Genomic DNA, 23,614 nt, shown 5'->3' with positions numbered 1-23,614 from the left:
TGCCAGCGCAGCCTCCGCGTCCGCTCGGCACGCGCCGGAGGAGCGCCCGATCACGATCCGGGTTCAGCCGCGGAGCAGACGCTCCTGCTCGGCCGCCCGCGCCTCGATCGCCAGATCGGGCTGGTCGGCGAAGACGCCGTCCACTCCCGAGCGGAGGATCATCGCGAACTCCTCCTGCCAGCCGCCGTACTCCGCCGGGTCCTTCCCGCGGCGGTGCACCTTCTCGAGGAACCGGTTCTCGGCGCGCAGCGTCCAGCAGTAGACCTCGAGCCCGGCCGCGTGAGCGTCCTCGACGAGCGGACCGGTCCCCGTCGCCCGGCCGGCCGCGTCCCGCGAGAAGAGCATGCTCTTGTCGACGCTGATCCCGTCGACGGCTCCGGCGAGGTTCCGCAGTCCCGCCGGCGTGGTGAAGGCGGAGTAGGGGGCCGCGTCGGCGCCGTGGGCGGCCACGAGGTCGGGCGGGGCGCCGCGCGACTCGAGCAGGTAGATCCGGCGGGTGCCGACTCCGCTCACCGCGAGCCGCTCCAGCACGGTCTTCTCGAAGCTCTCGATCGTGAGCCGCGGGTCGCGCGGACCCCAGCCCGCGGCGGCGAGCTCCTCGCGCAGCAGCACGTCCAGCGGCAGCCCGATCCCGGCGAAGTACGTCGCGTGCTTGATCTCGGCGACGAGCCCCGGCGGAGCGAGCGGATCGTCCTCCGCCGCCCGGTCCAGCAGCGCCAGCAGCTCGCTGAAGCGCAGCAGCGGGAACTGGCCGTCGAACGTGGCGCTGGAGCTGCGCACCGCCGGCAGCCGCTCGCGGGCCCGCAGCTCCGACAGCTCGTCCCAGGTGAAGTCCTCGGTGAACCAGCCGGTGATCTCGCGGCCGTCGATCCGCTTGGTGGTGCGGCGTGCAGCGAACTCCGGGCGCTTCTCGACGTCCGTCGTGCCGGAGATCTCGTTCTCGTGGCGGAGGACGAGCACGCCGTCGCGGGTCGCCACCAGATCGGGCTCGAGCGCATCGGCGCCCAGCGCGATCGCCAGCTCATAGGCGGAGCGGGTGTGCTCCGGTCGGTAGCCGCTCGCTCCGCGGTGGCCGATGACGAGCGGTGACTGACGCGCGGGCATGCCGCGATCCTACGGGCGGCACTGCGCGGCACGCAGCGGAGTCGAGGTCCGCTCGAAGAGAACAGCCAGACTCTGAGAGGTGCTCTCAGATATGGTGGTGTCCATCGTCGCAGTCCTCTCGGATCCGCGGCGCACCCCGCACCCACAGCGACTCAGATCCGCGAGTTCCCTCGGAGACCAGCGCACCTGAGAGAAGAGGAACCATGGCAAGCAACAATCCGGCCTTCGGACGCCCGGAGTTCAGCAACCGCGGCTACGCCGGCCGCGTGCAGGACCTCCCGGACGTCTCCCCCGGCACGCTCGACCAGATGTACTCCCGTCCGGCCGCCGGCTCCGTCGAGACCGACCGGATGACCGTCGAGGACACCCTCGCCAAGACCGCCCTCGCCTTCGTCGTGCTCCTCGCGGGTGCGGCCGTCGGCTGGTTCGTCCCGGGCCTGATGCTCCCCGCCGTGCTCGTCGCGCTGGTGCTGGGCATCGTCAACGCCTTCAAGAAGCAGCCGTCGCCCGCCCTGATCCTCGGCTACGCCGCGACCCAGGGCATCGCGGTCGGCGCGATCTCGAAGTTCTTCGAGAGCGCGTACGCCGGAGCGGTCGTCCAGGCCCTCATGGCGACCGTCATCGTGATCGGCGTCACCCTGGCGCTGTTCATGAACGGCAAGATCCGCACCTCGCCGAAGCTCAACAAGATCTTCTTCATCGGCATGATCAGCTACGCGGTGTTCTCGCTGGTGAACCTGGGCCTCGGCCTCTTCGGCGTCGGCGGCGGCTTCGGTCTCCGCACCGGCTTCATCGGCATCGTGATCGGCCTCATCGCCGTCGCGCTCGCCACGTACTCGCTCGTGATGGACTTCGAGTTCATCCAGCAGGGCGTGCGCAACCGCCTCCCCCGCATCTACGGCTGGACCGGCGCCTACGGCATCCTGGTCACCGTCGTCTGGATGTACCTGGAGATCCTGCGCCTCGTCGCGATCTTCCGCGAGTAGCACGGCGCACCACGTCCGACGGGCGCTCGACCTCCGGGTCGGGCGCCCGTCGTCGTTCCCGGCCCCAGCGTCGTTCCCGGTGCACTGCCGGGAGCGCCTGGCACGATGGAGGGATGAGCGCCGCAGACTCCCGGATCGTCGGCCTCGACGTCGCTCGCGGCCTGGCCGTCCTCGGCATGTTCGCCGCCCACCTCGCCCCGGTCGAGAGCGAGATGCTCTGGAACGGCCGCAGCTCCGTCCTCTTCGCCGTGCTGGCGGGAGTGTCGATCGGGCTGATGACGGGCGGATCACAGCGCTCCTCGCGGCCCTGGCACGACACGGGATCGATCCTGCTCCGCGGGCTGTACCTGCTCGTCATCGGCGTCGCCCTCACCCTGCTCGGGACGCCGATCGCGGTGATCCTGCCGCACTACGGGGTGATGTTCCTCGTCGCGGCGCTGCTGCTCTTCCTGCCGCGGGCGGTCCTCGCCGTGCTGGTCGCGGTCGCGGCGATCGCCGGGCCCCTCGCGGTCGACGCGCTGACGAGCGCCGGCGGCTCCTGGCTCTCGACCCTGTCGCCCGACGAGGCGCTCCTGGCCGCGCAGCCCCTCATCTGGCTCACCCAGTACTACCCGGTGCCGTCGTGGCTGGCGTACGTGGTGCTCGGCCTCCTGATCGCGCGCTGCGACGTCCGGTCCGCGACCACCCAGCGCTGGGTCGTCGTCGGCGGCGCCGTCTCGGCCGTGCTCGGCTACGGCGGCGGGCTGCTGCTCGGGGGTCCGGAGGCGGTGGAGGCGCACGCCAGCACCACCGCCGAGCTCCTCGGGGCGGGCGGGGTCGCCTGCGTGGTCCTCGGCGCGCTGACGGCTCTGCTGCAGCGGCTGCCGCTCCTGGCACGGGCGGCGACTCCGATCGCGGCCGTCGGTGCGATGCCGCTGACGATCTACTCGCTGCAGCTCGTGGCGCTGGCGGTGTACCTGGTCCCGTACGAGCCGTTCGACTTCGAGGCGTGGCGCAGCTGGACGCTGCTCGGCGTCTTCGTGGTCGGCTCGATCGTCGCCGCTCTCCTCTGGAGGCGGCTCGTGGGGCAGGGCCCGCTGGAGTGGCTGCTCGCGCGCGCGTCGCTGCGGCCTCGGGGTCCGCGCGCGGCGCTGGGTTAGGGTGGCCGGATGATCACGCGTCGCGAGGCCGCTCAGCGCCTCGACATCCCCCTCGAGATGGCGACGCGGCACGGCATCCCCACCCGTCTGTCGGAGGAGGAGCTCGCCGCCCTCGAGCAGGATCCGCCCGCCTGGCTCGTCCAGTCGCGCGCGAACCGCACCGGCAGGCGTCCCGTGTGGGTGACCCTCGACTGCGCCGTCTGCGGCCGCTCCGAGGCCGCCCGCCCGAAGAAGTGGTGGCCCGAGTTCACGTTCCTCGTCTGCGAGGACCACTCCCCCGCCTCCTGGCCGCACCACCCCGAGGGCCACCGCCGCGACGAGTACGACGGCATCGGCACCCGCTTCATCGGCGTGCTCGACACCCCCGCCTGACCCGCGCTCGCGAGCCTGCCGCCTCCGCCTGCACCACGGCCCCCGGACCAGCGCCGACCCGCGTTCCCCGACCACCCGGCACGATCACGCTTCTCGGCCGGCACCCCAGGAACGTCCCCGCAGGGCCTCGTTCCGCTGACCGCCACTCGGTACGCCTCGCCAGGCACCGGTCACCCCTGACCGATCCCCCGGCCGCACCGCGGCCACCCGTTCCCTGAACAGCCACCGGAGCTCGTTCCCCGACCTGCATCCCGGGAACGGCCCCGCAGGGGCTCGTTCCCTCTACCTGCACGCGGGAACGGCCCCGCAGGGGCTCGTTCCCCCACATTCTCCCCTCAACAAGAAACGGCCCCCTCGACGGGAGCCGTTCCTGACGTTCCGCGGGTCTCCGCGCGGTCAGCTGCAAGGCGGAGAAGGGCGCGATACCGGAGGTATCGCAACCGCCGACAACGCCGCAGATGACCGTGCGGAGACCCGCGGAATCATTCCCACTCGATGGTGCCGGGGGGCTTGGACGTCACATCCAGCACCACCCGGTTCACGCCGCTCACCTCGTTGGTGATGCGGTTGGAGATTCTGGCGAGGAGGTCGTAGGGCAGGCGGGTCCAGTCGGCGGTCATCGCGTCTTCCGAGGAGACGGGGCGCAGGACGATGGGGTGGCCGTAGGTGCGGCCGTCGCCCTGGACTCCGACGGAGCGGACGTCGGCGAGGAGGACGACGGGGCACTGCCAGATCTCGGTGTCGAGGCCGGCGGCGGTGAGCTCGGCGCGGACGATGGCGTCGGCGTCCTGGAGGAGGTCGAGCCGCTCCTGGGTGACCTCGCCGACGATGCGGATGCCGAGGCCGGGTCCGGGGAAGGGCTGGCGGCCGACGATGACCTCGGGCAGGCCGAGCTCGCGGCCGATCGCGCGGACCTCGTCCTTGAAGAGGGTGCGGAGCGGCTCGACGAGCGCGAACTGCAGGTCCTCGGGGAGTCCGCCGACGTTGTGGTGGGACTTGATGTTGGCGGTGCCGGTGCCGCCGCCGGATTCGACGACGTCGGGGTAGAGCGTGCCCTGGACGAGGAAGTCGATCGTCTCGCCCTCGCCCTGCGCTTCGAGCACGAGCGCTTCGGCGGCGGCCTCGAAGGTGCGGATGAACTCGCGGCCGATGATCTTGCGCTTCTGCTCCGGGTCGCTGACGCCGGCGAGCGCGTCGAGGAACTGCTCGCGCGCGTCGACGGTGACCAGGCGGACGCCGGTCGCGGCGACGTAGTCCTCCTCGACCTGGCGGCGCTCGTCCTTGCGGAGGAGTCCGTGGTCGACGAAGACGCAGGTGAGCTGGTCGCCGATGGCACGGTGCACGATCGCAGCGGCGACGGCGGAGTCGACTCCGCCGGACAGGCCGCAGATGACGCGTCCGGTGCCGACCTGCTCGCGGATCACGGCGACCTGGTCGTCGATCACGTTGGAGGAGTTCCAGTCGGCCGGGATGCCCGCGGCGCGGTGGAGGAAGTTCTCGATGACGGCCTGGCCGAAGGCGGAGTGCTTGACCTCCGGGTGCCACTGCACGCCGTAGAGGCGGCGCTCGTCGTTGCCGAAGGCGGCGACCGGTGTGGAGCTCGTGGAGGCGAGGACCTTGAAGCCCTCGGGCGCCTGTGCGACCGAGTCGCCGTGGCTCATCCACACCGTCTGGTCGGCGGGCTGCTCGCCGAGGAGCACGCCACCGTCGGTCGAGAGGGCGGCGTCCGTCGCTCCGTACTCGCGCAGCCCTGTGTTGGCGACCTCGCCGCCGAGCGTCTTCGCCATCACCTGGAAGCCGTAGCAGATGCCCAGGACCGGGATCCCGAGGTCGAAGATCGCGGGGTCGAGCTGCGGGGCGCCCTCCTCGTACACGCTGGAGGGGCCGCCCGAGAGGATGATGCCGACGGGCGACTTCGCGGCGATCTCGGCGGCCGTGGCGTTGGAGGGCACGATCTCGGAGTAGACGTTCGCCTCGCGGACCCGGCGGGCGATCAGCTGCGCGTACTGCGCGCCGAAGTCGACGACGAGGACGGGCTGCGCGGCCAGGTGCGGCTGGGGAGCGGTGGGCTGCTCGCTAATGGGGGGCCTCCACGGAGTCGGTCGGGGTCTTCGGGTCGGTGCCGGCGGTCCGGCGCTCGAGGTACTGCTCGACCTCGCGGGCGATGCGGGACTCGACGAAGAAGGAGAGGGTGGGCACCACGCCGCCGAGCGCGATGAGCACGAAGCGCGTGAACGGCCAGCGCATGAGGCTCCACAGGCGGAAGTCGGCGAAGAGGTAGACGACGTAGAACCAGCCGTGCGCGATCAGGATGCCGGTGGACAGGTTCGCGCCGGTGCCGCTCGACGTGAACTCGCCTCCGGGCACCTCGTACATCGGGGCGAAGTGCAGGACGCCCTGCTGGCCGAAGGCGAACAGCTCGAGGTGGAAGACGTACTTGAGGAGCATCTCCGCGCAGAGCAGGAGCAGCATCACGCCGGTGATGATCGAGGTCACCCGGTAGAAGCGCAGCGCGCTCCGGATCGCAGGGAACTGCGCGGGCTTGGGCTCGAGGGGCATGACGACCAGTTTACGGTGCGGGGGCGGGGGCCTCGGCCCGGTCGCCCAGGTCGGCGCGGGCGCGCTCCTCGGCGTCGAGCGCCTCCTCTGCCTCGCGCTCCCACGCGTCCTTGACGAGGCGGAACCAGAGGTAGAGGGCGAAGCCGGCGAAGACGACCCACTCGATCGCGTAGAAGACGTTGAGCCAGTTCAGCGAGACGTCGCTCACGCGCGCCGGGGAGTCGATGGCCCCGAGGCCGGCGACCGGCTCGTCGACGACGACGTAACCCTGGTAGACGTCCTGCGGCGGATCCGGCCAGCGGTTGATCAGCGCGGGGACGGAGAGCGCGGTGAGGGTGGCGGGGTCCAGGCCCTCCGCCGGCGCCTCCGCGGCCTCGTTGGCCACGAGGCGGCCGGTGAAGGAGGAGGGCGCCTGCTCGCTCCCGCTGTTGAGCGCGTCCGCGACGGACTGCGCCTGCGTTTCGTCCTGCGTCCAGCCGTAGGCGAGCACCAGGTCGGCGTCGGCGGTGCGGGTGCGGGCGATGACCCACCAGCCCGGCTGCTCGCCGTTCAGGCGGCCGCCGAGGATCTCGGCACCGCCCGGCACGAAGACGGACGAGCCCTCCACGCGCTGTCCGTCGGCGGTCGCCGTGATCGAGCGGGAGGGGGTCGCGACCTCGGCGAGCGGGAGCGTCGTCTCCGACACTCCGGAGTCGGGCGCGGCGGCTTCGACCGCGCGGCCGACCTGCCACTGCCCGAGCGCGGCGAAGAGCCCGGCGATCAGGAGTGCGAGCGCCAGCGCGGCGATCCAGCGCGGGCGCCGGGCCACCTGCCCGACCGTGCTCTGCGTCATTCGTCCCTCGTCCGCCCTCGATCCGTGCGGTGTCCCGCGGGCCGGATCGAGCCTAACCCGTGAGTGTGGGAGCTCCGTGGGATCAGTAGTCGGGCTCCCTCGGGCGGCGGGGCCGGGCGTCGTCGGCACCGTCGGACTGCTGCATCGCCTGGTCGATGAGCGCCTGGCGCATCGGATCGGGGAACTCGTCGTCGAGCTCGTCCGGCTCCGCGGGGCGCCTCGGAGGAGCGGGAACCTCCTCCGCGGAGACGGCGGGCGCGGCCATCGCCGCCTCCACGAGCGCGAAGTCCTCCTCGTCCATGGCCGTGGCCGCTGCGGGTGCCGGGCGTTGCCGCCGCCGCGAGAGGAACGCGCCGATGCTCTCGGAGCGCGAGGCGAGGATCGGCCCGACGATCGCCATGATCAGCACGTAGAGGCCGGCGAAGGGCTGGATCCGCTCGTCGAGCCCCGCCGAGAGCGAGAGCGTCGCCAGGATGAGCGCGAACTCGCCGCGGTTGTGCAGGATGAACGCCGCGTTCAGGCCCGCGCGCGGTCCGAGCTTGTTGAGCCACGCGACGAACTGCCCCGCGCCGAGGTTCAGGACGATGGTCATCACCGCGGCGATCAGCACCGGGACCACGACGCTCGGGAACGCGCCGGGATCCAGCCCGAGACCGAAGTTGACGAAGAAGAAGGCTCCGAACACGTCACGCAGCGGGATCGCGATGTGCTCGACCCTCGACCGGAACCGCGTCGCTCCGATGACCAGTCCGATCAGGAACGCGCCGATGGCGTCCGTCACTCCGAGGACCTCGCCGATGCCGCCGAACAGGATGGCGAGACCGAAGAACAGGATCGTGAACAGCTCGTCGTCGCGAGTGCGGAAGAAGCGGGAGACGACCTTCCCGCCCCAGCGGGCGATCGCGAACATCACCACGAGGAACGCGAACGCGATGACGAGCTTGAGCACCACCGGCCACGGCTCCGTCTCGCCCGAGAGCACGACGGACACGATCGCCAGGTAGACCGCGATGAAGATGTCCTCGACGACCGTGACGCCCAGGATCATCGGCGTCTCGGGGTTCGCCAGGCGCTTGAGCTCGATCAGCAGCTTGGTGACGATCGCGCTCGAGCTCGTCGCCGTGATGCCGGCGATGATCAGCGCCTCGCGGCTCCCCCAGCCCAGCGCGAAGCCGAAGCCGAGGCCGACGGCCATGTTGACCGCGATGTAGGAGCCGCCGGAGAGGATCAGACGGCCGGCGTTCCCGAAGAACTCGTCCTGGTCGAACTCCAGGCCGAGATTGAACAGCAGCAGGATCAGCCCGAAGACCGCGGTCAGCTCGATGTAGCTCGACTCGAAGTCGAGTGGGAAGAGGTGGAAGTTCGGGCTCGCGAGGAGCCCGACGACCATGTAGATCGGGATGGCCGGGAGCCCGATCGTCCTCCCCAGCCGGCCGAGGACGTAGGCGACGACGAACAGGACGCCGAGGACGATGAGGTCTTCGCCGTGGTGCATCCTCAGGCTCCGGGCGGGGCGTCGACCGTCTTGGCGAAGCTGCCGGTGCGGAAGAACGCGAACGCCTTGGCGACCTTCTCGGGGCTGCCGGCGACCACGAGGGTGTCGCCGGGGAAGACGCGGAAGTCGGGGGCCGGCGCCGGATTGGCGGCGTCGCCCCGGACCACGGCGACGACGGTCAGCCCGACGATCCCGCGGTCGGCGGGCTTGCCGAGCTGCTGTCCGGCGATGTGGTCGTCGTAGTCGACGGTGAACCAGTCGATCGAGAGGCCCGGGATCTGGTCGAGCGCGGTCAGCGACTCCGTGATCTGCGTGCCGCCGAGGAGCTCGGCGAGGGTGTGCGCCTCGTCGTCGCTCAGGCGGAGCGACACCTTGGCGCCGTCCTGGTCGCCCTCGGCGAACGTGATCAGGTCGCTGTGGCCGGAGCGGTGGGCGATGACGCCGACCTTGCCGCCGTCGGCCGTCAGGAACGTGTGCAGAACGCCGACACCGGGCAGTTTGACCCTGCGGACCTCGACCATGCGTGCTCCCTCCGCGCCGTGCGGCGCTCCCACTCGGGACTTCCAGCTTAGGCGCGTGCGGAGCCCTCCTGCCGAGGGAACCCCGACCCGTCGAGGGATCCCGCGGTTCCCGGCCGGCTCGGCGGTCCTGCGTTCCCTCGCTGCCCACAGGTGGTGGGGGGAGTCTCCACAGAGGGAGCGGAGGGAGGGAAGGGGGGCGGAAGCGTGCAGTGGGGATCTGTCGAGACGGGGCGTGCCGCCGGTCGGACGAGTCCGTGCGGCTGCGCCGCGGTACGCGCGGACCGGCGAGTGGGCGGGGGCCTCCGCGGACGAGCGGCAGCGGGCGCGGATCGACGCCGTGGCCGCGACCTGGAGCGCGCCCTTCGTCCTCCGCGAGTCGGCGGCGGCGGTCCGGGACGCCCCTTGGTCGAGCCGCTCGCGGAGACCGTGCATGTCGAGGGGCGACTGACCTGGGCAGCCGGACGTGGAACGGCGTCGCGGAGCGCGCGTCCGCCCCCACCCGCACTGATCGACGGACGCGCCGTCTCGGATCTGGCGCAGACCGCCGTCGATCCGAATCGCCCCGGCGTTCCTCCGGGACCGCTCGCCCGAGCACGTGCTTCTCGCCGTGAATTGCCGGGAGGATCGGGTCCGCAGCGTCGTCCGCTGGGGCCGACGCGAGGCCTGCGATGCCCGCCCGCTGATCGTCCGGCCGACCCGGGCCCGCGTCCGCCGCGTCGACGGACCCCCGGGCCGTCGAGGGAGCCCGCTGTTCGCGGCGGCCTCGACGGTCAGGATCGCCTCGGTCAGTGAGCGTCAGCTGGGCTGGTACGGCGCGACGACGACCTCGACCCGCTGGAACTCCTTGAGGTCGGAGTAGCCGGTCGTCGCCATCGAGCGGCGCAGGGCGCCGATGAGGTTCGCCGTGCCGTCGGCGCCGGTCGCCGGGCCGTAGAGGACCTGCTCGAGGGTGCCGACGGTGCCGACCTCGACGCGGCGGCCTCGCGGCAGCTGCGGGTGGTGCGCCTCCGCGCCCCAGTGCCAGCCGCCGCCCGGAGCGTCGGTCGCGCGCGCCAGCGCCGAGCCGAGCATCACGGCGTCCGCGCCCACCGCGACGGCCTTCACGATGTCGCCGGAGGTGCCGAGGCCGCCGTCCGCGATGACGTGCACGTAGCGTCCGCCCGACTCGTCGAGGTAGTCGCGGCGAGCGCCGGCGACATCGGCGACCGCGGTCGCCATCGGAGCCTGGATGCCGAGCGTCGTGCGAGTGGTGGAGGCGGCACCGCCGCCGAACCCGACGAGGACACCCGCGGCGCCCGTGCGCATGAGGTGCAGGGCCGCGGTGTAGGTGGAGGCGCCGCCGACGATGACGGGCACATCGAGCTCGTAGATGAACTTCTTGAGGTTCAGCGGCTCGGTAGCGCGCGAGACGTGCTCGGCCGAGACGGTCGTGCCGCGGATGACGAACACGTCGACCCCGGCGTCGACGACGGTCTGGTAGAGCTCCGCGGTCCGCTGGGGCGACAGGGCCCCGGCGACGGTCACGCCCGCGGCGCGGATCTCGGCCAGGCGCGCGGTCACCAGCTCGGGGCGGATCGGAGCGGAGTAGATCTCCTGCATCCGCTGCGTCGCGGTCTCGGCCGGAAGCCTGCGGATCTCCTCGAGCAGCGGCTCCGGGTCCTCGTACCGCGTCCACAGGCCCTCCAGGTCGAGGACGCCCAGCGCCCCCAGATGCCCGAGCCGGATCGCCGTCGCCGGCGACACCACCGAGTCCATCGGCGCGGCGAGGATCGGCGTCGCGAACTGGTACGCGTCGATCGACCACTTCACCGACACGACCTCGGGGTCGCGCGTCCGGCGGCTCGGGACGACGGCGATGTCGTCGAAGGCGTACGCGCGGCGGGCGCGCTTGGCGCGCCCGATCTCGATCTCCATGACGCAGAGTTTACTGTGGCTCGCTCCTCGCTTCGCTCGTCGCTCGCCCGCCGTCGGCCCGAGCGGGCGGTCGCGTTCCCAAGAGCGTCTCGCGTCCGCGCTACGACGATCCGCTCGCACGCGGATCGCCGGTTACCGCTGAGCGGCGTCAGCCGTGGCTCGCTCCTCGCTCCGCTCGCCGCTCGCCGCTCGCCCGCGGTCGGCCCGAGCGGGCGGTCGCGTTCCGCAGAGCGTCCCGCGTCCGCGCTACGACGATCCGCTCGCACGCGGATCGCCGATTCCCGCTGAGCGGCGTCAGCCGTGGCTCGCTCGTCGCTCGCCCGCGGTCGGCCCGAGCGGGCGGGTCCATTCGGAAGAGCGGGTCGCGTCCGCGCTACGACGATCCGCTGGAACGCGGATCACCGGCTACCGCTCCCACCGGGCTCCGCACCAGGCCGCGATCGACGCGAGCGGGCGCACACCACCAGCAGGTGGAGCCAGCGCGGCCGCCACCACGATTCGCTGCAACGCGGGAAGCCCGTCCCCACTCCGTCGCGCTCGCGCGCGGCGCACGACCACTCCCCCGTCGGCACAGGCGGAAGCCTCCCCCCGCAGTCGCGGCGGCGCCTCGCGCCGCTCGCGCTGCGTCCCCCGCCCCTCAGCCGAGGACCGGTGCTCGTCTCCCGGAGGGAGGCGGCGGATCGGGATCGCGGCCCCTCCGGCGTGGTGGGCGTATGGGCCGCAGGCCCATCGGGCAGAGGGGCCGCGATCCCGATCCGCCGCCGGCCCCCACCAGACCCTTCAGCGCCGGTAGTTCGGCGCCTCCACCACCATCTGCACATCGTGCGGGTGCGACTCCTTCAGCCCGGCCGCCGTGATGCGCACGAACTTCCCGCGCTCCTTCAGCTCGGGGATGGTGCGCGCTCCGACGTAGAACATCGACTGGCGGAGCCCGCCGGCGAGCTGGTACGCCACGTTCGCGAGCGGGCCGCGATAGGGCACCTGGCCCTCGATGCCCTCGGCGATCAGCTTGTCGTCGGTGGGCACGTCGGACTGGAAGTAGCGGTCCTTCGAGTAGGAGGTCCGCTCGCCGCGGGTCTGCAGGGCGCCGAGGGAGCCCATGCCGCGGTAGGTCTTGAACTGCTTGCCGTTCTGGAACACGAGGTCGCCGGGGCTCTCCTCGCAGCCCGCGAGGAGAGAGCCGAGCATCACGGTGTCGGCGCCGGCGACGAGCGCCTTGGCGATGTCGCCGGAGTACTGGAGGCCGCCGTCGGCGATGACGGGGACGCCGGACTCGCGCGCGGCGAGGGACGCCTCGTAGACCGCGGTGACCTGCGGGACTCCGACGCCGGCGACGACGCGGGTGGTGCAGATCGAGCCGGGGCCGACGCCGACCTTGATGGCGTCGGCGCCCGCGTCGACGAGGGCCTGCGCCCCGGAGCGGGTCGCGACGTTGCCGCCGATGACGTCGACGCCGGCGAACGCGGAGTCGGACTTCAGGCGGCGGATGATGTCGAGCACGCCGGCGGAGTCGCCGTTGGCGGTGTCGACGACGATCACGTCGACGCCCGCGTCGAGCAGGGCGGTGGCGCGCTGCCAGGCGTCGCCGAAGAAGCCGATCGCGGCGCCGACCCGGAGGCGGCCCTCGTCGTCCTTCGTGGCGTTGGGGTACTGCTCCGACTTGTCGAAGTCCTTGACCGTGATGAGGCCGGCGAGCTTGCCCTGCGCGTCGACCAGCGGCAGCTTCTCGATCTTGTGCTGCGCGAAGAGGGCGATGACCTCGCTGTCGGGGATGCCGACGCGGCCCGTGATCAGGCCGGTGCTGGTCATCACGTCGCGGACGAGCGTGGTCGCCTTCTCGAACGGCGAGACGAAGCGCATGTCGCGGTTGGTGATGATGCCCACGAGCACGCCGGTCGAGTCGACGACGGGGAGGCCGCTGATCCGGTACTGGCCGCAGAGGTCGTCGACCTGGGCGACGGTGGCGTCCGGGGTGGTGGTGACGGGGTTCGAGACCATGCCCGACTCGCTCCGCTTCACCCGGTCGACCTGGTCGGCCTGGTCGGCGATGGAGAGGTTGCGGTGCAGGACGCCGAGGCCGCCCTGGCGGGCCATCGCGATCGCCATGCGCGCCTCGGTGACGGTGTCCATCGCCGCGGAGAGCAGCGGGGTCGCCACGCTGATGCGCTTGGTGAGACGGGAGGCCGTGTCGGCCTCGCTCGGGATGACGTCGGTGTGCCCCGGGAGGAGCATGACGTCGTCGTAGGTGAGTCCGAGGAATCCGAAGGGATCCGGCTGGTCCATCAATGCCCCTTAGCAGGTCGAGTGCGGGAGCCCGGAGAGGACGGGAGGAGTCCGCTCACGAGCGCCACGGTTGTTCGATCTTAAGCGCCGCAGGGCCCGCGGTATTCCTCGACGGCGCGGCCGCCGGGCCGCGGATGGGCGCTGGAGCGCTCTCCTCTCCCTCATAATGTCGTCACGCGTAAGTGCGGACGGTGAAACACCGCCGACACATGCGGAACGTATGGTCAACCAACGTTGTTTGACGACGGCGATTCGGGCGTGCCCGGAGACCCCATCCGTCTGTGCACCCTGACGAGAGGTAGACGTCTTGCTCACAGCCAGCCGTTCGATGCGCCGCCAGCGCTCGACGACCCTGCATCCGACGGACCGGGAGGCGCCCCGTGGATAGGAGACGCCCGAGGCTCCGAGACCGGCTCCTGGCCCTGGGTCTGCTCGCCGCGACCCTCACCGGGATCGCCGCCGCGGCCCCCGCCGCACTCGCCGCCACCACCGCCGACCAGTCGATCATCGCCTGGGTCCGCGTGCAGGGGACGAACGAGAACCTGACGGGGGTGACCGTCGAGATCGGCGGCGACGCCTCCGCGACCGTGACCACCGGCGAGGACGGCCGGGCCACGTTCCCCCTCGACGCCGCGGGCACCTACACGGTGACCGTCGACGAGGAGTCCCTGCCCGCCGACAAGGGCTACCCCGCCGCGGGTCAGAACCCGAAGCAGGTGAAGATCGTCGCCTCGCAGAACCAGATCGTGAACTTCATCGTCTCGACGGCCAACCCGAAGGGCTCCGGAGCGACCGTCCCGGTCCCGACGGACTCCGCGGCTCCGACGAGCCCCGCGACCGAGGGCACGACCGGCAACGACGCGACGAACCCCGACGGGACGTCCAACGCGGTGAACCAGCCGGTGTCGGCCGACACGTTCTGGATCATCTTCTGGCCGAAGGTCGTCACCGGCCTGATCTTCGGGCTCCTGATCGCCCTCGCGGCGATCGGCGCCTCGCTGATCTACGGCGTGACCGGCCTGAACAACTTCGCCCACGGCGAGCTGGTCACCTTCGGGGCGCTGATGGCGTACCTCTTCTCCGGGGTCTTCGGACTCCCGGCGCTGCTGGCCATCCCGATCGCGGTGATCCTCGGCGGGGCCTTCGGCTTCGTCCAGGACGGACTGCTCTGGAAGCCGCTGCGGAAGAAGGGCATCCAGCTCATCCCGCTGATGATCGTGACGATCGGCCTCTCGCTGGCCCTGCGCTACGTGTTCGTCTTCTTCTTCGGAGCCGACCGCCTCTCGCTCCCCAACAGCACCGCTCCGTTCTTCACGGTGCCGGAGCTCGGGATCAGCCTGAAGTTCACCGACATCGTCGGCGCCGTCGTCGGCGTCGTCTGCATCGTCGCCGTGGCCTACGTCCTCACGAAGACGAAGATCGGCAAGGCGATGCGGGCGGTCTCGGACAACCGGGCCCTCGCCTCCGCCTCGGGCATCAACGTCGAGCGCGTCATCCGCGTCGTCTGGGTGATGTCGGGCGCTCTCGCCGCGCTGGCGGGCGTCTACATCGGCTACTACCAGTCGCTGCGCTGGGACACGGGAGCGTCGATCCTGCTGCTGATCTTCGCGGCGATCACGCTCGGCGGACTCGGCTCCGCCTACGGCGCGCTGGTCGGCTCGCTCATCATCGGACTGATGATGAACATCTCGACGATCTGGATCCCGGAGAACCTCAAGTACGTGGCTCCGCTCGTTCTCATGATCATCATCCTCCTGGTCAGGCCGCAGGGAATCCTGGGCCGCAAGGAACGGATCGGCTAGGACACCATGAACCTCAACTTCATCTGGCTGGCGATCGGGCAGATCGTCGATCCCACTGTCGCCGCGTACGCGCTGGCGACCATCGGCCTGGTCATCCACTTCGGATTCACGGGGCTGCTCAACTTCGGACAGGCCGGCTTCATGGCAGTGGGCGGCTACGCCTTCGCCATCACGTCGGTCAAGTTCGAATGGCCCGTCTGGGGCTCCTTCCTCGCGACGATCGTCGCGGCGACCGTCTTCGCGCTCATCCTGGGCATCCCGACGCTGCGGCTGCGGGCCGACTACCTCTCGATCGTCACGATCGCGGCGGCGGAGATCATCCGGCTCTCGGTCAAGACCCCCGAGTTCTCGGCGATCACCGGCGGCTCGGAGGGCATCAACGGCGCGGCGAAGGCGTTCAACGACCTCAACCCGCTCCCCGAGGGCCGCTGGGGCATCGGCGTCCTCACCTACAGCCAGGACCAGTGGTGGGTGCGGATCGTCGGCTGGGGCCTCGTGCTCCTGGCCTGCCTCCTGGTGTTCCTCCTGATGCGCAGCCCCTGGGGCCGCGTCATCAAGGGCATCCGCGAGGACGAGGACGCCGTGCGCTCGCTCGGCAAGAACGTCTTCTCGTACAAGATCCAGGCGCTCATCCTGGGCGGCGTGCTTGGAGGCCTCGCAGGAGCGCTGTTCATCCTCCCCCGCTCGCTCCAGCCCGACAACTACGGCACCCAGCTCACGTTCTTCCTCTACACGATCATGCTGCTGGGCGGCGCCGCGACGGTCTTCGGACCCGTCGTCGGCTCGATCATCTTCTGGGTCGTCCTCGGTCTGACCGACGGACTGCTCACGCTCGGGATCGACACCGGGGTCCTCAACAACGACCTCATCCGCCTCACCACCGTGCAGACCGGACCCATCCGGTTCATCGTGGTGGGGGTAGCCCTCATGCTCCTGGTGATCTTCAGACCCCAGGGGATCTTCGGCAAGAAGAAGGATCTGCACTTTGCCTAAGACGCCGGTCTCGGACATCACCGAGGAAGCAATCGTTCCCGGGGTCAGGAAGAAGGACCCCATCGTCGTCGCCGACAACGTCAGCCGCCGCTTCGGCGGCCTGACCGCGGTCGACGTCGAGCACCTCGAGATCCCCCGCGGATCCATCACCGCCCTGATCGGCCCGAACGGGGCCGGAAAGACCACGTTCTTCAACCTGCTGACGGGCTTCGACAAGCCCAACACCGGCAAGTGGAACTTCAAGGGCAAGAACCTCGCCAACGTCCCGGCCTACCGGGTGTCGCGGATGGGCATGGTGCGCACGTTCCAGCTCACCAAGGCGCTCGGCGGCATGACGGTGCTCGAGAACATGCTGCTCGGCGCGAAGGGGCAGAAGGGCGAGAACATCTTCACCTCGCTCATCCGCCCGCTGTGGTCGAAGGAGGAGGACTCGATCGAGCAGCGCGCGATCCGCCTGCTCGAGAAGTTCAAGCTGGACACCAAGCGGGACGACTACGCGTCGAGCCTGTCGGGCGGCCAGAAGAAGCTGCTCGAGATGGCGCGGGCGCTGATGTCGGAGCCCGAGCTCGTCATGCTCGACGAGCCGATGGCCGGCGTGAACCCGGCGCTGACGCAGTCGCTCCTGGGTCACATCGTGAACCTGAAGGACGAGGGCATGACCGTGCTCTTCGTCGAGCACGACATGCACATGGTCAACACGATCGCCGACTGGGTGATCGTGATGGCCGAGGGCAAGGTCGTCGCCGAGGGCCCGCCCTCGACCGTGATGAACGACCCGGCCGTCATCGACGCGTACCTCGGCGCGCACCACGACACCGACCTGGGCACGATCGAGGGCCAGCTCGAGATCGCCGAGGAGATGGACTCCGACCTCGTCCGCGAGGACGTGGAGCGGCAGGCGGAGCAGGCCGGCGTCCCGACGCCCGGCCACGACGCTCCGGCGGCCGGAACGGCGTCCCCGTCGGCCTCCGCGCCGACGAGCGTCGCCCCGACGACCGACGCCCCGGCCGTCGAATTCGAGAAGGACGAGAGATGACCGCCGACACGACGACTCCGAACACCCTCGAGACGCACGATCTGCACGCGGGCTACGTGCCGGGGGTCAACATCCTCAACGGCTCGAACGTCTACGTGAAGCGCGGCGAGCTCGTCGGGATCATCGGCCCGAACGGTGCAGGCAAGTCGACGCTGCTGAAGGCGATGTTCGGCCTGGTCAACATCCGCCAGGGCACCGTCCTGCTGAACGGCGAGGACATCACCGGCCTCAAGGCCGACAAGCTGGTGTCCAAGGGCGTGGGCTTCGTGCCGCAGAACAACAACGTCTTCCCGTCGCTCACCATCGAGGAGAACCTCGAGATGGGCATGTACCAGAAGCCGAAGCTGTACAAGGAGCGGCTCGAGTTCGTCACCGAGCTCTTCCCGGAGCTCAGCAAGCGGCTCAAGCAGCGCTCGGGGTCGCTCTCGGGCGGTGAGCGCCAGATGGTGGCGATGTCGCGGGCTCTGATGATGGACCCGTCGATGCTGCTGCTCGACGAGCCCAGCGCCGGCCTGTCCCCGATGCGGCAGGACGAGACCTTCGTCAACGTGCAGCGGATCAACCGCGCGGGCGTCTCGATCATGATCGTCGAGCAGAACGCGCGGCGGGCGCTGCAGATCTGCGACCGCGGCTACGTCCTCGACCAGGGCCGCGACGCCTACGAGGGCGCGGGCCGGGAGCTGATGAACGATCCGAAGGTCATCGAGCTCTACCTGGGCACGCTCGCGACGACCAACGAGGTCACCACGAGCACCCCGACCGTCGGCGGCTGACCCCCGCTGCGAAGGGCCCGTCGTCTCCGGACGGCGGGCCCTTCGTCGTTGCCGGGGCGCGGAGCGGGCGCGAGCGGGCCGAGGGGCCGGTGCGGCTCCGGGGCGGAGGCGGGGCCGCTCGCGCAGGGCGCCGGGCGGCTCGGAGACCACTCCGAGCAGGGCGGGAAGGCAGGCGGCTCGGTGCCCGGAGACGCGCCGGCACGGGGTGCCGCAGAAGGGAGGCGGGGGGGGGCCGCTCTCCCGGCGCGGACAGGCCTTCACCGGTCTCTCCGCGATGCCCGCCGAACCCCCGGGAAGTCGGCGGAACGGCGGGCCAGACCCTCGGTCTCCTGTCCGCGGGACGAGGGCAGGACAGCGAGAGTCTCTCCGCACCAGCGACACCCACGAGGGGGACAGGATATCGCCCTGCCTGCCGTAGTTTTGGGTACACGGGACAGCCCTGCAGGGGGACGTCCCGCTCCCCTCTCCCCCGGTAGGGACCGCGATCGGCCGCCGATCTCCTCCCCTCCCCGCAGCGCCTCGAGCGCCGCGTCGTCCGCCTCGAAGGAGCCGACCATGAAGAGATACACCCCCGCCCCTGTGGAACTCGGAGCCGGCTTCGGCACCGGTGCGATCGGCGACTACGAGCGCTGGCGCGTCGTCGGCGTCTACGCCCAGGTCGTCATCGCCGAGACCACCGGCGGCAAGCGCCGCAACTACAGCCGTTCCTTCGTCACGTACCGCCTGGCGCAGGAGGCGGAGCTGCTCCGCGCCTCCTAGGCCCTCCGCACTCCACGAGCGCGCGTCCTCCCACTGGAGGGCGCGCGCTTCTGCGTTCCCGCTCGACGTCGTCGCTCCCGCCCGCGGTTCGGCAGGGCGCCCCCTCGAGGCCGGGAGAGGCGCTCGGAGGCGCGTACAGGCCGTCAGAGCCGCTCCTCCTCCCGGGTGGCTCCTCGACGCCACGCCGGGCCCTGGACGCCGCGGAGCCGTCCGCCCGCACCCGACAGCGGCCACCCTCCCGGACGACCGCCGCGCCTCGCTGCGTCCGCACGACCGGCGCGTCTCCTGCTCTTCGCTCCGGGAACGGCGGAGGGGCCCGGTCCGAAGACCGAGCCCCTCAGGGATGCGGCAGGAGCCGCGTCACCGCGTCGTCAGTTCAGCGAACCCTCGACGGTCTCCTCGAAGGAGGTGGTGTTGCCCGTGCCGTACTTGTAGATCGAGACCGAGGCCTCGCTGGTGTCGCCGTTCTCGTCGAACGAGATCGGGCCGGAGAGGCCGTCGTAGTCGACGTCCTCGCCGTCGGCGATGAGCTTCGCGCAGTCGGCGAAGGTCGTGCACTTGGTGCCGCCCTCCGAGACCGACATGAGGTTGTCGCGGATGGTCGCACCGTCCGTCGCCTTGCCCTGGAGCGCGGCGAGAGCGGTCAGGACCGTGGCGTCGTACGACTCCGGCGCGTAGCTGAACACGGTCAGCGCGTCGTTGCCCTGCGACTCGACGAGCGACTGCAGCTTGCCCTGGAAGTCCTCGGACGCCTGGACGCCCGGGTTGGTGAACTGGGCGCCGGCGATGTCGACGTTGGTGTCGGACTCGCCGATGACGCCGTAGTTGCCGTCCGTGCCGTAGAGCTTCGAGAAGTCGAAGCCCTTGGCCGAGAGCTGCTCCGCGATGGTCTTGATCTCGTCGAACGAGATGACGACCAGCGCGTCGGGGTTCGGGGCGAGGACCGAGGTCAGCGCCGAGTTGAAGTCGGTCGAGGCCGGCTCGAAGATCTCCTCCGCCGCGACGGATGCTCCGCCCGCCTCGAGGGTCTCCTTGATGTTCTTCTCGAGGCCGGTGCCGTACGCGTCGTTCATGTACAGGATCGAGACGTTGGTCTTGCCGTCGCCGAGGATCTTGTTGCCGAGGATGCGGCCCTGGAGCACGTCCGAGGGAGCGGTGCGCCAGTAGTAGCCGTCGTCGTCGTAGGTCGTGAAGTCCGGCGAGGTGTTGGCCGGCGAGATCTGGACGACGCCCGCCTGGGTCACCTGGTCGATGAAGGTCTTCGAGACGCCCGAGGACGCCGCGCCGATGATGGCGGAGACGTTGTCGGCGATGAGGGACGTGGCCGACTGCGTCGCGATGTCGGTCGTGGTGTCGCCCGAGTCCTTCTGCTCCACGTCGATCGTGATGCCGGCCTTGGCGTCGTTGATGTCGACGACCGCCTGGTCGACGCCCGCGATCTCGGGCGGGCCGAGGACGGCGAGGGTGCCGGTCTGCGGGAGGATCGTGCCGATCTTGAGGGACAGGTCGCCCGAGCCGCTGTCGCCGCTCGATCCGCTGTCGCCGCCGCCGGCGCAGCCGGCGAGGACGAGAGCGCTGGCGCCCAGAATGGCGACGCCGCCGAGGGTTGCCCGGAGGGACCGCGCGCGGGCCGAGCCGGCCTTCGCGTAAACGCCCATGTTGCTCCTTGAGAGGTGTGTGTCAGTGGGAGCGGCGCCGGTGGCAACCGCTCGGCCAACCTAACCTTCGAAGCAGCCGTGAACAATACAGGGGTGTTACCAATACGTTTCGCGACCGGATCGTTACCATTCCGCTGTCGCGCCGCGCCAGGACGACGCGTTCCGCAGATCAGACGGAGGATCGGCGCCGTCTGCGCTCCGCGGCGACGAGGTCGCCTGAGAAGATCGCCAGGGCGGCCCACACCAGCGCGAAGCCGATCCAGCGCTCGAGCGGCATCTCCTCGTGCAGGACGAAGGCCCCGACGAGGAACTGCAGGAACGGCGTCAGGTACTGCACGAAGCCGACGATCGACAGCGGGAGGCGCCGGGCGGCGCCCGCGAACAGGAGCAGCGGGACGGCCGTGACGATCCCGGCCGAGGCGAGGATGAGGGCGTGCCCCGTCCCCTCCGTCGTCAGGGTCAGCCCCACCGTGGAGCCGACGACCGCCAGCTGCACCACGGCGAGCGGCGTCAGCCAGAGCGTCTCGAGCGTCAGCCCGCCGACCGCGTCCACCGTGCCGCCGACGCGGCTCTTCACCAGGCCGTAGAGGCCGAACGAGAAGGCGAGGGCGAGCGAGATCCACGGGAAGGATCCGTAGTCCACCGCGATGACCAGCACCGCGACCGCGCTGACACCCATCGCGGCCCACTGCAGGGGCCGGAGGCGCTCGCGCAGCACCAGGACGCCCAGCAGCACCGTGACCAGCGGGTTCATGAAGTAGCCCAGGGCCGCCTCGATGACGTGGCCCGTGGTCGTGGCGATCACGTAGACCTGCCAGTTGACGTAGATGAGCACGCCCGCGATCGCCATCACGCCGAGCAGGCGGGGGCGGCGCAGCAGCGCGCCGAAGGAGCGCCAGCCGCGGAGGACCGTGAGCAGGATCACGCAGAAGACGAGCGAGAAGAGCACCCGGAACGCGACGATCTCGAACGGCGAGGCCGGCGCCATCGCGATGAAGTAGAGGGGCATCGCACCCCAGAGCAGGTAGGCCGAGAACGCGAACAGCAGCCCCGTGCCGGACATCCCGCCCGGGCGTCCCGCCGCTCCGAGCGCCTCCACTCCTTCGCCGACGGGCACGTCCGAAGGGGACGGCGAGACGGCCTCGGCAGGGGTGCGGGAGCTGGTCACTCCCCCGATGCTACGCAGGCGCGGGGTGGGAGGACGGCCCCGCAGCGGGCGGATCAGGCCACTGGTCGCGAGGAGGACCGGGAACGACGGAAGGGCCCGCCGACCGAGGTCGACGGGCCCTTCCGAGGGATGCTGCCTAGCGGACGACGACCGCGAGGACGTCGCGAGCGGAGAGGACCAGCAGGTCCTCGCCACCGAACTTGACCTCGGTTCCGCCGTACTTGGAGTAGATCACCTTGTCGCCGACGGCGACGTCGAGCGGCACGCGGTTGCCGTTGTCGTCGATGCGACCGGGTCCGACGGCGAAGACCTCGCCCTCCTGCGGCTTCTCCTTGGCGGTATCGGGGATGACGAGACCGGAAGCGGTCACCTGCTCCGCCTCGACCTGCTTGATGACGATGCGATCTTCGAGCGGCTTGATGGACACCGACACGGTTGACCTCTTTCTTGACGACGATGTGGGCGGAACGCGGTTCTGGCACACACGCTCCGAGAGTGCTAGATCCATCGTAGGGGCTCCGCTGGCACTCGTGCAATCAGAGTGCCAAGCGGGGCGGCGGACCCGCCGGGAGGCCGTGGCCTACCATGGCCGGATGCGACGCGACGAGCTGGTCGAGCTCCTCTCCCCCGAGGGCCTCCGGCTCCTCGACTCCCTCGACGGCTACCGGTCCGACGACCTGGTGCGGGCCGTGGCACGCCTCCGGGCCGCCGGCCACTCCCCCGTCCTCGTCGCCGCGGTGCTCACCCAGGCGAGGCTCCGGCAGAAGGCGGAGGCGAAGTTCGGAGAGTTCGCCCGCTCGATGCTCTTCACGGACGCGGGACTCGAGCAGGCGACGCGGCTGCGCGTCGCCGCCCTGCACGCCGGCCGGTTCGCCGCGGCGGGAGCGGCGCGCGTCGCCGACCTCGGCAGCGGGATCGGCGGCGACGCCCTCGCGATGGCCGCGATCGACCTGGCGGTCACCGCCGTCGAGGCCGACGAGGTCACCGCGACCCTGGCCAGCTTCAACCTCGCCCCGTTCCCCGCGGCGAGCGCCGTGCACTCGACGGCCGAGGCCTTCGACCTCGACGGCTTCGACGCCGTCTACCTGGACCCGGCACGCCGCACGGCGGGCCACCGCGAGACCCGCCGGCTCGACGATCCGGACGACTACTCCCCCTCGCTCGACTTCGCGTTCGGCCTGGCCGAGCATCGTCCCGTGGGCGTGAAGGTGGGTCCCGGCTTCGACCGCGAGCGCCTGCCGCGGGACGCCGAGGCGCAGTGGGTCTCGGTCGACGGGGAGCTGGTCGAGACCGGGCTCTGGTTCGGTTCTCTGGCGCGCCCGGGCGTGCGCCGCTCCGCTCTGCTGCTCGGCGCGACCGGCTCCTCCGAGCTCACCGCGGCGGGCGACAGCGAGGACGAGGAGGTCGGCCCCCTCGGCGCGTTCGTGCACGAGCCGGACGGCTCCGCGATCCGCGCGCGCCTCCTGGGCGAGCTCGCGCGCTCCAGCGGCTCGCGGATGCTCTCGCCCGGCATCGCCTATCTGACGGGCAACGATGCGGCCGCCTCGCCCTTCCTCCGCAGCTTCCGGGTCCTCGCCGAGCTGCCGCTGGACGAGCGCACGCTGGCGAAAGAGCTGCGCACCCGCGGCATCGGCGTGCTCGAGATCAAGAAGCGCGGGGTGGACGTCGACCCCGCCCGCTTCCGCAAGCGGCTGGGCCTCTCCGGCACCGGCAGCGCGGTGCTGATCCTGACGCGGATCGCCGGGCGCCACCGCGCGCTGCTCGCGGAGCGCGTCGAGCGGCCCGCGCCGGCTCAGTAGCCGGAGGTGCCGGCGGCGAGGGCGACCACGACGAAGACGAGGAAGACCGCCAGGTAGATCAGCGAGACGGCGATGCCGGCGAACCCGGTGATGATCGCGGTCAGCGCGAAGCCGCGCGCGGCCGGCTCGCGCCGGCGTCCGAGGAAGCCGAGCACGACGGCCGGAGCCGACAGCAGGAAGCCGAAACCGGCGGCGAAGAGCGTGATGACCAGGCCGACGATGCCGAGGATCATCCCGACGAGGCTCAGCGTGCGGGGGACGACGGGCGCCGGAGCGGCCGCGTAGGCGGCGGGGTGGCCGGGCGCGGAGGAGTAGGCGGGCGCCGAGGGGTACGCGGGCGGCGGCGGCGGCGACCCGTAGGCCGGCGGTGCGGAGTCGGCGAGCGGCACCGACGGCTGCGACGCGGCCGCCGCCCGCGTAC

At 71.1% G+C, this 23,614-nt stretch carries 20 protein-coding genes and 1 pseudogene; 9 read left to right on the top strand and 12 right to left on the bottom strand.

Features of this window, described 5'->3' with window-relative positions; translation table 11 throughout:
- Positions 1 to 63: 63 nt before the first annotated feature.
- A complete protein-coding gene (locus tag C5C57_RS14240; protein WP_104224742.1) occupies positions 64 to 1,104 on the bottom strand; it encodes a glycerophosphodiester phosphodiesterase family protein in 1,041 nt (346 codons plus the stop codon).
- 203 nt (positions 1,105 to 1,307) lie between these two features.
- Here C5C57_RS14240 and C5C57_RS14235 point away from each other — a divergent pair, with 203 nt between their 5' ends.
- The 3 genes from C5C57_RS14235 (at position 1,308) to C5C57_RS14225 (ending at position 3,601) form a co-directional block, all read left to right on the top strand.
- A complete protein-coding gene (locus C5C57_RS14235) occupies positions 1,308 to 2,090 on the top strand; it encodes a Bax inhibitor-1/YccA family protein (RefSeq protein WP_104224741.1) in 783 nt (260 codons plus the stop codon).
- A gap of 113 nt (positions 2,091 to 2,203) precedes the next feature.
- On the top strand, positions 2,204 to 3,229 hold the full coding sequence (locus C5C57_RS14230) for a DUF418 domain-containing protein (protein WP_104273405.1): 1,026 nt from the start codon (positions 2,204 to 2,206) through the stop codon (positions 3,227 to 3,229).
- Between the two features lie 9 nt (positions 3,230 to 3,238).
- Positions 3,239 to 3,601: a DUF5997 family protein gene (locus C5C57_RS14225; protein WP_104224739.1), complete on the top strand. Its 363-nt coding sequence runs from the start codon at positions 3,239 to 3,241 to the stop codon at positions 3,599 to 3,601.
- Positions 3,602 to 4,083: 482 nt separating this feature from the next.
- On the opposite strand, the gene guaA is transcribed toward C5C57_RS14225, so the two are convergent.
- The 7 genes from guaA to guaB form a co-directional block, all read right to left on the bottom strand.
- Positions 4,084 to 5,649, bottom strand: a complete 1,566-nt coding sequence (guaA, locus tag C5C57_RS14220; RefSeq protein WP_104297759.1) for a glutamine-hydrolyzing GMP synthase — start codon at positions 5,647 to 5,649, stop codon at positions 4,084 to 4,086.
- 28 nt (positions 5,650 to 5,677) lie between these two features.
- The gene (locus C5C57_RS14215; protein ID WP_104224737.1) at positions 5,678 to 6,160 is read right to left on the bottom strand and encodes a DUF3817 domain-containing protein; all 483 of its coding nucleotides are present in this window, start codon (positions 6,158 to 6,160) and stop codon (positions 5,678 to 5,680) included.
- Between the two features lie 10 nt (positions 6,161 to 6,170).
- A complete protein-coding gene (locus C5C57_RS14210; protein ID WP_104238461.1) occupies positions 6,171 to 6,992 on the bottom strand; it encodes an SURF1 family cytochrome oxidase biogenesis protein in 822 nt (273 codons plus the stop codon).
- A gap of 82 nt (positions 6,993 to 7,074) precedes the next feature.
- Entirely contained in the window at positions 7,075 to 8,487 is a 1,413-nt protein-coding gene (locus C5C57_RS14205) for a cation:proton antiporter (RefSeq protein WP_104297758.1), read from the bottom strand.
- Positions 8,488 to 8,489: 2 nt separating this feature from the next.
- Positions 8,490 to 9,008 carry a cation:proton antiporter regulatory subunit gene (locus C5C57_RS14200; protein WP_068256939.1) on the bottom strand — a complete coding sequence of 173 codons (519 nt, stop codon included), beginning with the start codon at positions 9,006 to 9,008 and terminating at the stop codon, positions 8,490 to 8,492.
- Between the two features lie 795 nt (positions 9,009 to 9,803).
- On the bottom strand, positions 9,804 to 10,922 hold the full coding sequence (locus tag C5C57_RS14190) for a GuaB3 family IMP dehydrogenase-related protein (protein ID WP_104248095.1): 1,119 nt from the start codon (positions 10,920 to 10,922) through the stop codon (positions 9,804 to 9,806).
- A gap of 780 nt (positions 10,923 to 11,702) precedes the next feature.
- Complete coding sequence (gene guaB / locus C5C57_RS14185; RefSeq protein WP_104224733.1) at positions 11,703 to 13,205, bottom strand: IMP dehydrogenase; 1,503 nt, start codon at positions 13,203 to 13,205, stop codon at positions 11,703 to 11,705.
- Positions 13,206 to 13,585: 380 nt separating this feature from the next.
- Between guaB and C5C57_RS14180 the strand changes: the two genes are divergently transcribed.
- From C5C57_RS14180 to C5C57_RS14160, 5 genes are all read left to right on the top strand, one after another.
- Positions 13,586 to 15,007, top strand: a complete 1,422-nt coding sequence (locus tag C5C57_RS14180; RefSeq protein ID WP_104224732.1) for a branched-chain amino acid ABC transporter permease — start codon at positions 13,586 to 13,588, stop codon at positions 15,005 to 15,007.
- Between the two features lie 6 nt (positions 15,008 to 15,013).
- Positions 15,014 to 16,000, top strand: a complete 987-nt coding sequence (locus C5C57_RS14175) for a branched-chain amino acid ABC transporter permease (protein WP_104224731.1) — start codon at positions 15,014 to 15,016, stop codon at positions 15,998 to 16,000.
- Positions 15,993 to 17,036 carry an ABC transporter ATP-binding protein gene (locus tag C5C57_RS14170; RefSeq protein WP_104224730.1) on the top strand — a complete coding sequence of 348 codons (1,044 nt, stop codon included), beginning with the start codon at positions 15,993 to 15,995 and terminating at the stop codon, positions 17,034 to 17,036. The genes C5C57_RS14175 and C5C57_RS14170 overlap by 8 nt, the downstream gene beginning before the upstream one ends.
- Positions 17,033 to 17,809 (top strand): ABC transporter ATP-binding protein, encoded by a 777-nt coding sequence (locus C5C57_RS14165; protein ID WP_104224729.1) that lies wholly within the window; start codon positions 17,033 to 17,035, stop codon positions 17,807 to 17,809. Before C5C57_RS14170 ends, C5C57_RS14165 begins: the two co-directional genes overlap by 4 nt.
- Before the next feature lie 555 nt (positions 17,810 to 18,364).
- Positions 18,365 to 18,568, top strand: coding sequence for a hypothetical protein (locus C5C57_RS14160; protein WP_146076626.1), 204 nt, complete (start codon positions 18,365 to 18,367; stop codon positions 18,566 to 18,568).
- A gap of 371 nt (positions 18,569 to 18,939) precedes the next feature.
- Here the strand turns inward: C5C57_RS14160 and C5C57_RS14155 are convergent, their stop codons facing one another.
- The 3 genes from C5C57_RS14155 to groES form a co-directional block, all read right to left on the bottom strand.
- On the bottom strand, positions 18,940 to 20,226 hold the full coding sequence (locus C5C57_RS14155) for an ABC transporter substrate-binding protein (protein ID WP_104234163.1): 1,287 nt from the start codon (positions 20,224 to 20,226) through the stop codon (positions 18,940 to 18,942).
- A gap of 169 nt (positions 20,227 to 20,395) precedes the next feature.
- Positions 20,396 to 21,289, bottom strand: coding sequence for an EamA family transporter RarD (gene rarD, locus C5C57_RS14150; protein ID WP_104297757.1), 894 nt, complete (start codon positions 21,287 to 21,289; stop codon positions 20,396 to 20,398).
- A gap of 241 nt (positions 21,290 to 21,530) precedes the next feature.
- Positions 21,531 to 21,827: a co-chaperone GroES gene (groES, locus tag C5C57_RS14145; RefSeq protein ID WP_104297756.1), complete on the bottom strand. Its 297-nt coding sequence runs from the start codon at positions 21,825 to 21,827 to the stop codon at positions 21,531 to 21,533.
- A 160-nt stretch (positions 21,828 to 21,987) separates the two neighbouring features.
- On the opposite strand from groES, the gene C5C57_RS14140 reads away from it, so the two are divergent.
- Positions 21,988 to 23,193 carry an SAM-dependent methyltransferase gene (locus tag C5C57_RS14140; protein WP_104297755.1) on the top strand — a complete coding sequence of 402 codons (1,206 nt, stop codon included), beginning with the start codon at positions 21,988 to 21,990 and terminating at the stop codon, positions 23,191 to 23,193.
- On the opposite strand, the pseudogene C5C57_RS18200 reads toward C5C57_RS14140, so the two are convergent.
- Positions 23,187 to 23,614: pseudogene (locus C5C57_RS18200) on the bottom strand (hypothetical protein); the annotation flags it as partial. The gene C5C57_RS14140 and the pseudogene C5C57_RS18200 overlap by 7 nt on opposite strands.

Source organism: Rathayibacter sp. AY1C5, from assembly GCF_002931705.1.
GTDB lineage: Bacteria > Actinomycetota > Actinomycetes > Actinomycetales > Microbacteriaceae > Rathayibacter.
Note: the sequence above shows the minus strand (reverse complement) of the source record. Positions and strands in the feature narration are given on the sequence as shown.

What these genes read in the sequence shown, in the direction of transcription:
- C5C57_RS14240 (WP_104224742.1), bottom strand. Translation starts at nt 1,104, where the DNA reads ATGCCCGCGCGTCAGTCACCGCTCGTCATCGGCCACCGCGGAGCGAGC.
- C5C57_RS14235 (WP_104224741.1), top strand. Translation starts at nt 1,308, where the DNA reads ATGGCAAGCAACAATCCGGCCTTCGGACGCCCGGAGTTCAGCAACCGC.
- C5C57_RS14230 (WP_104273405.1), top strand. Translation starts at nt 2,204, where the DNA reads ATGAGCGCCGCAGACTCCCGGATCGTCGGCCTCGACGTCGCTCGCGGC.
- C5C57_RS14225 (WP_104224739.1), top strand. Translation starts at nt 3,239, where the DNA reads ATGATCACGCGTCGCGAGGCCGCTCAGCGCCTCGACATCCCCCTCGAG.
- C5C57_RS14215 (WP_104224737.1), bottom strand. Translation starts at nt 6,160, where the DNA reads ATGCCCCTCGAGCCCAAGCCCGCGCAGTTCCCTGCGATCCGGAGCGCG.
- C5C57_RS14210 (WP_104238461.1), bottom strand. Translation starts at nt 6,992, where the DNA reads ATGACGCAGAGCACGGTCGGGCAGGTGGCCCGGCGCCCGCGCTGGATC.
- C5C57_RS14205 (WP_104297758.1), bottom strand. Translation starts at nt 8,487, where the DNA reads ATGCACCACGGCGAAGACCTCATCGTCCTCGGCGTCCTGTTCGTCGTC.
- C5C57_RS14200 (WP_068256939.1), bottom strand. Translation starts at nt 9,008, where the DNA reads ATGGTCGAGGTCCGCAGGGTCAAACTGCCCGGTGTCGGCGTTCTGCAC.
- C5C57_RS14190 (WP_104248095.1), bottom strand. Translation starts at nt 10,922, where the DNA reads ATGGAGATCGAGATCGGGCGCGCCAAGCGCGCCCGCCGCGCGTACGCC.
- guaB (WP_104224733.1), bottom strand. Translation starts at nt 13,205, where the DNA reads ATGGACCAGCCGGATCCCTTCGGATTCCTCGGACTCACCTACGACGAC.
- C5C57_RS14175 (WP_104224731.1), top strand. Translation starts at nt 15,014, where the DNA reads ATGAACCTCAACTTCATCTGGCTGGCGATCGGGCAGATCGTCGATCCC.
- C5C57_RS14165 (WP_104224729.1), top strand. Translation starts at nt 17,033, where the DNA reads ATGACCGCCGACACGACGACTCCGAACACCCTCGAGACGCACGATCTG.
- C5C57_RS14160 (WP_146076626.1), top strand. Translation starts at nt 18,365, where the DNA reads ATGAAGAGATACACCCCCGCCCCTGTGGAACTCGGAGCCGGCTTCGGC.
- C5C57_RS14155 (WP_104234163.1), bottom strand. Translation starts at nt 20,226, where the DNA reads ATGGGCGTTTACGCGAAGGCCGGCTCGGCCCGCGCGCGGTCCCTCCGG.
- rarD (WP_104297757.1), bottom strand. Translation starts at nt 21,289, where the DNA reads ATGTCCGGCACGGGGCTGCTGTTCGCGTTCTCGGCCTACCTGCTCTGG.
- C5C57_RS14140 (WP_104297755.1), top strand. Translation starts at nt 21,988, where the DNA reads ATGCGACGCGACGAGCTGGTCGAGCTCCTCTCCCCCGAGGGCCTCCGG.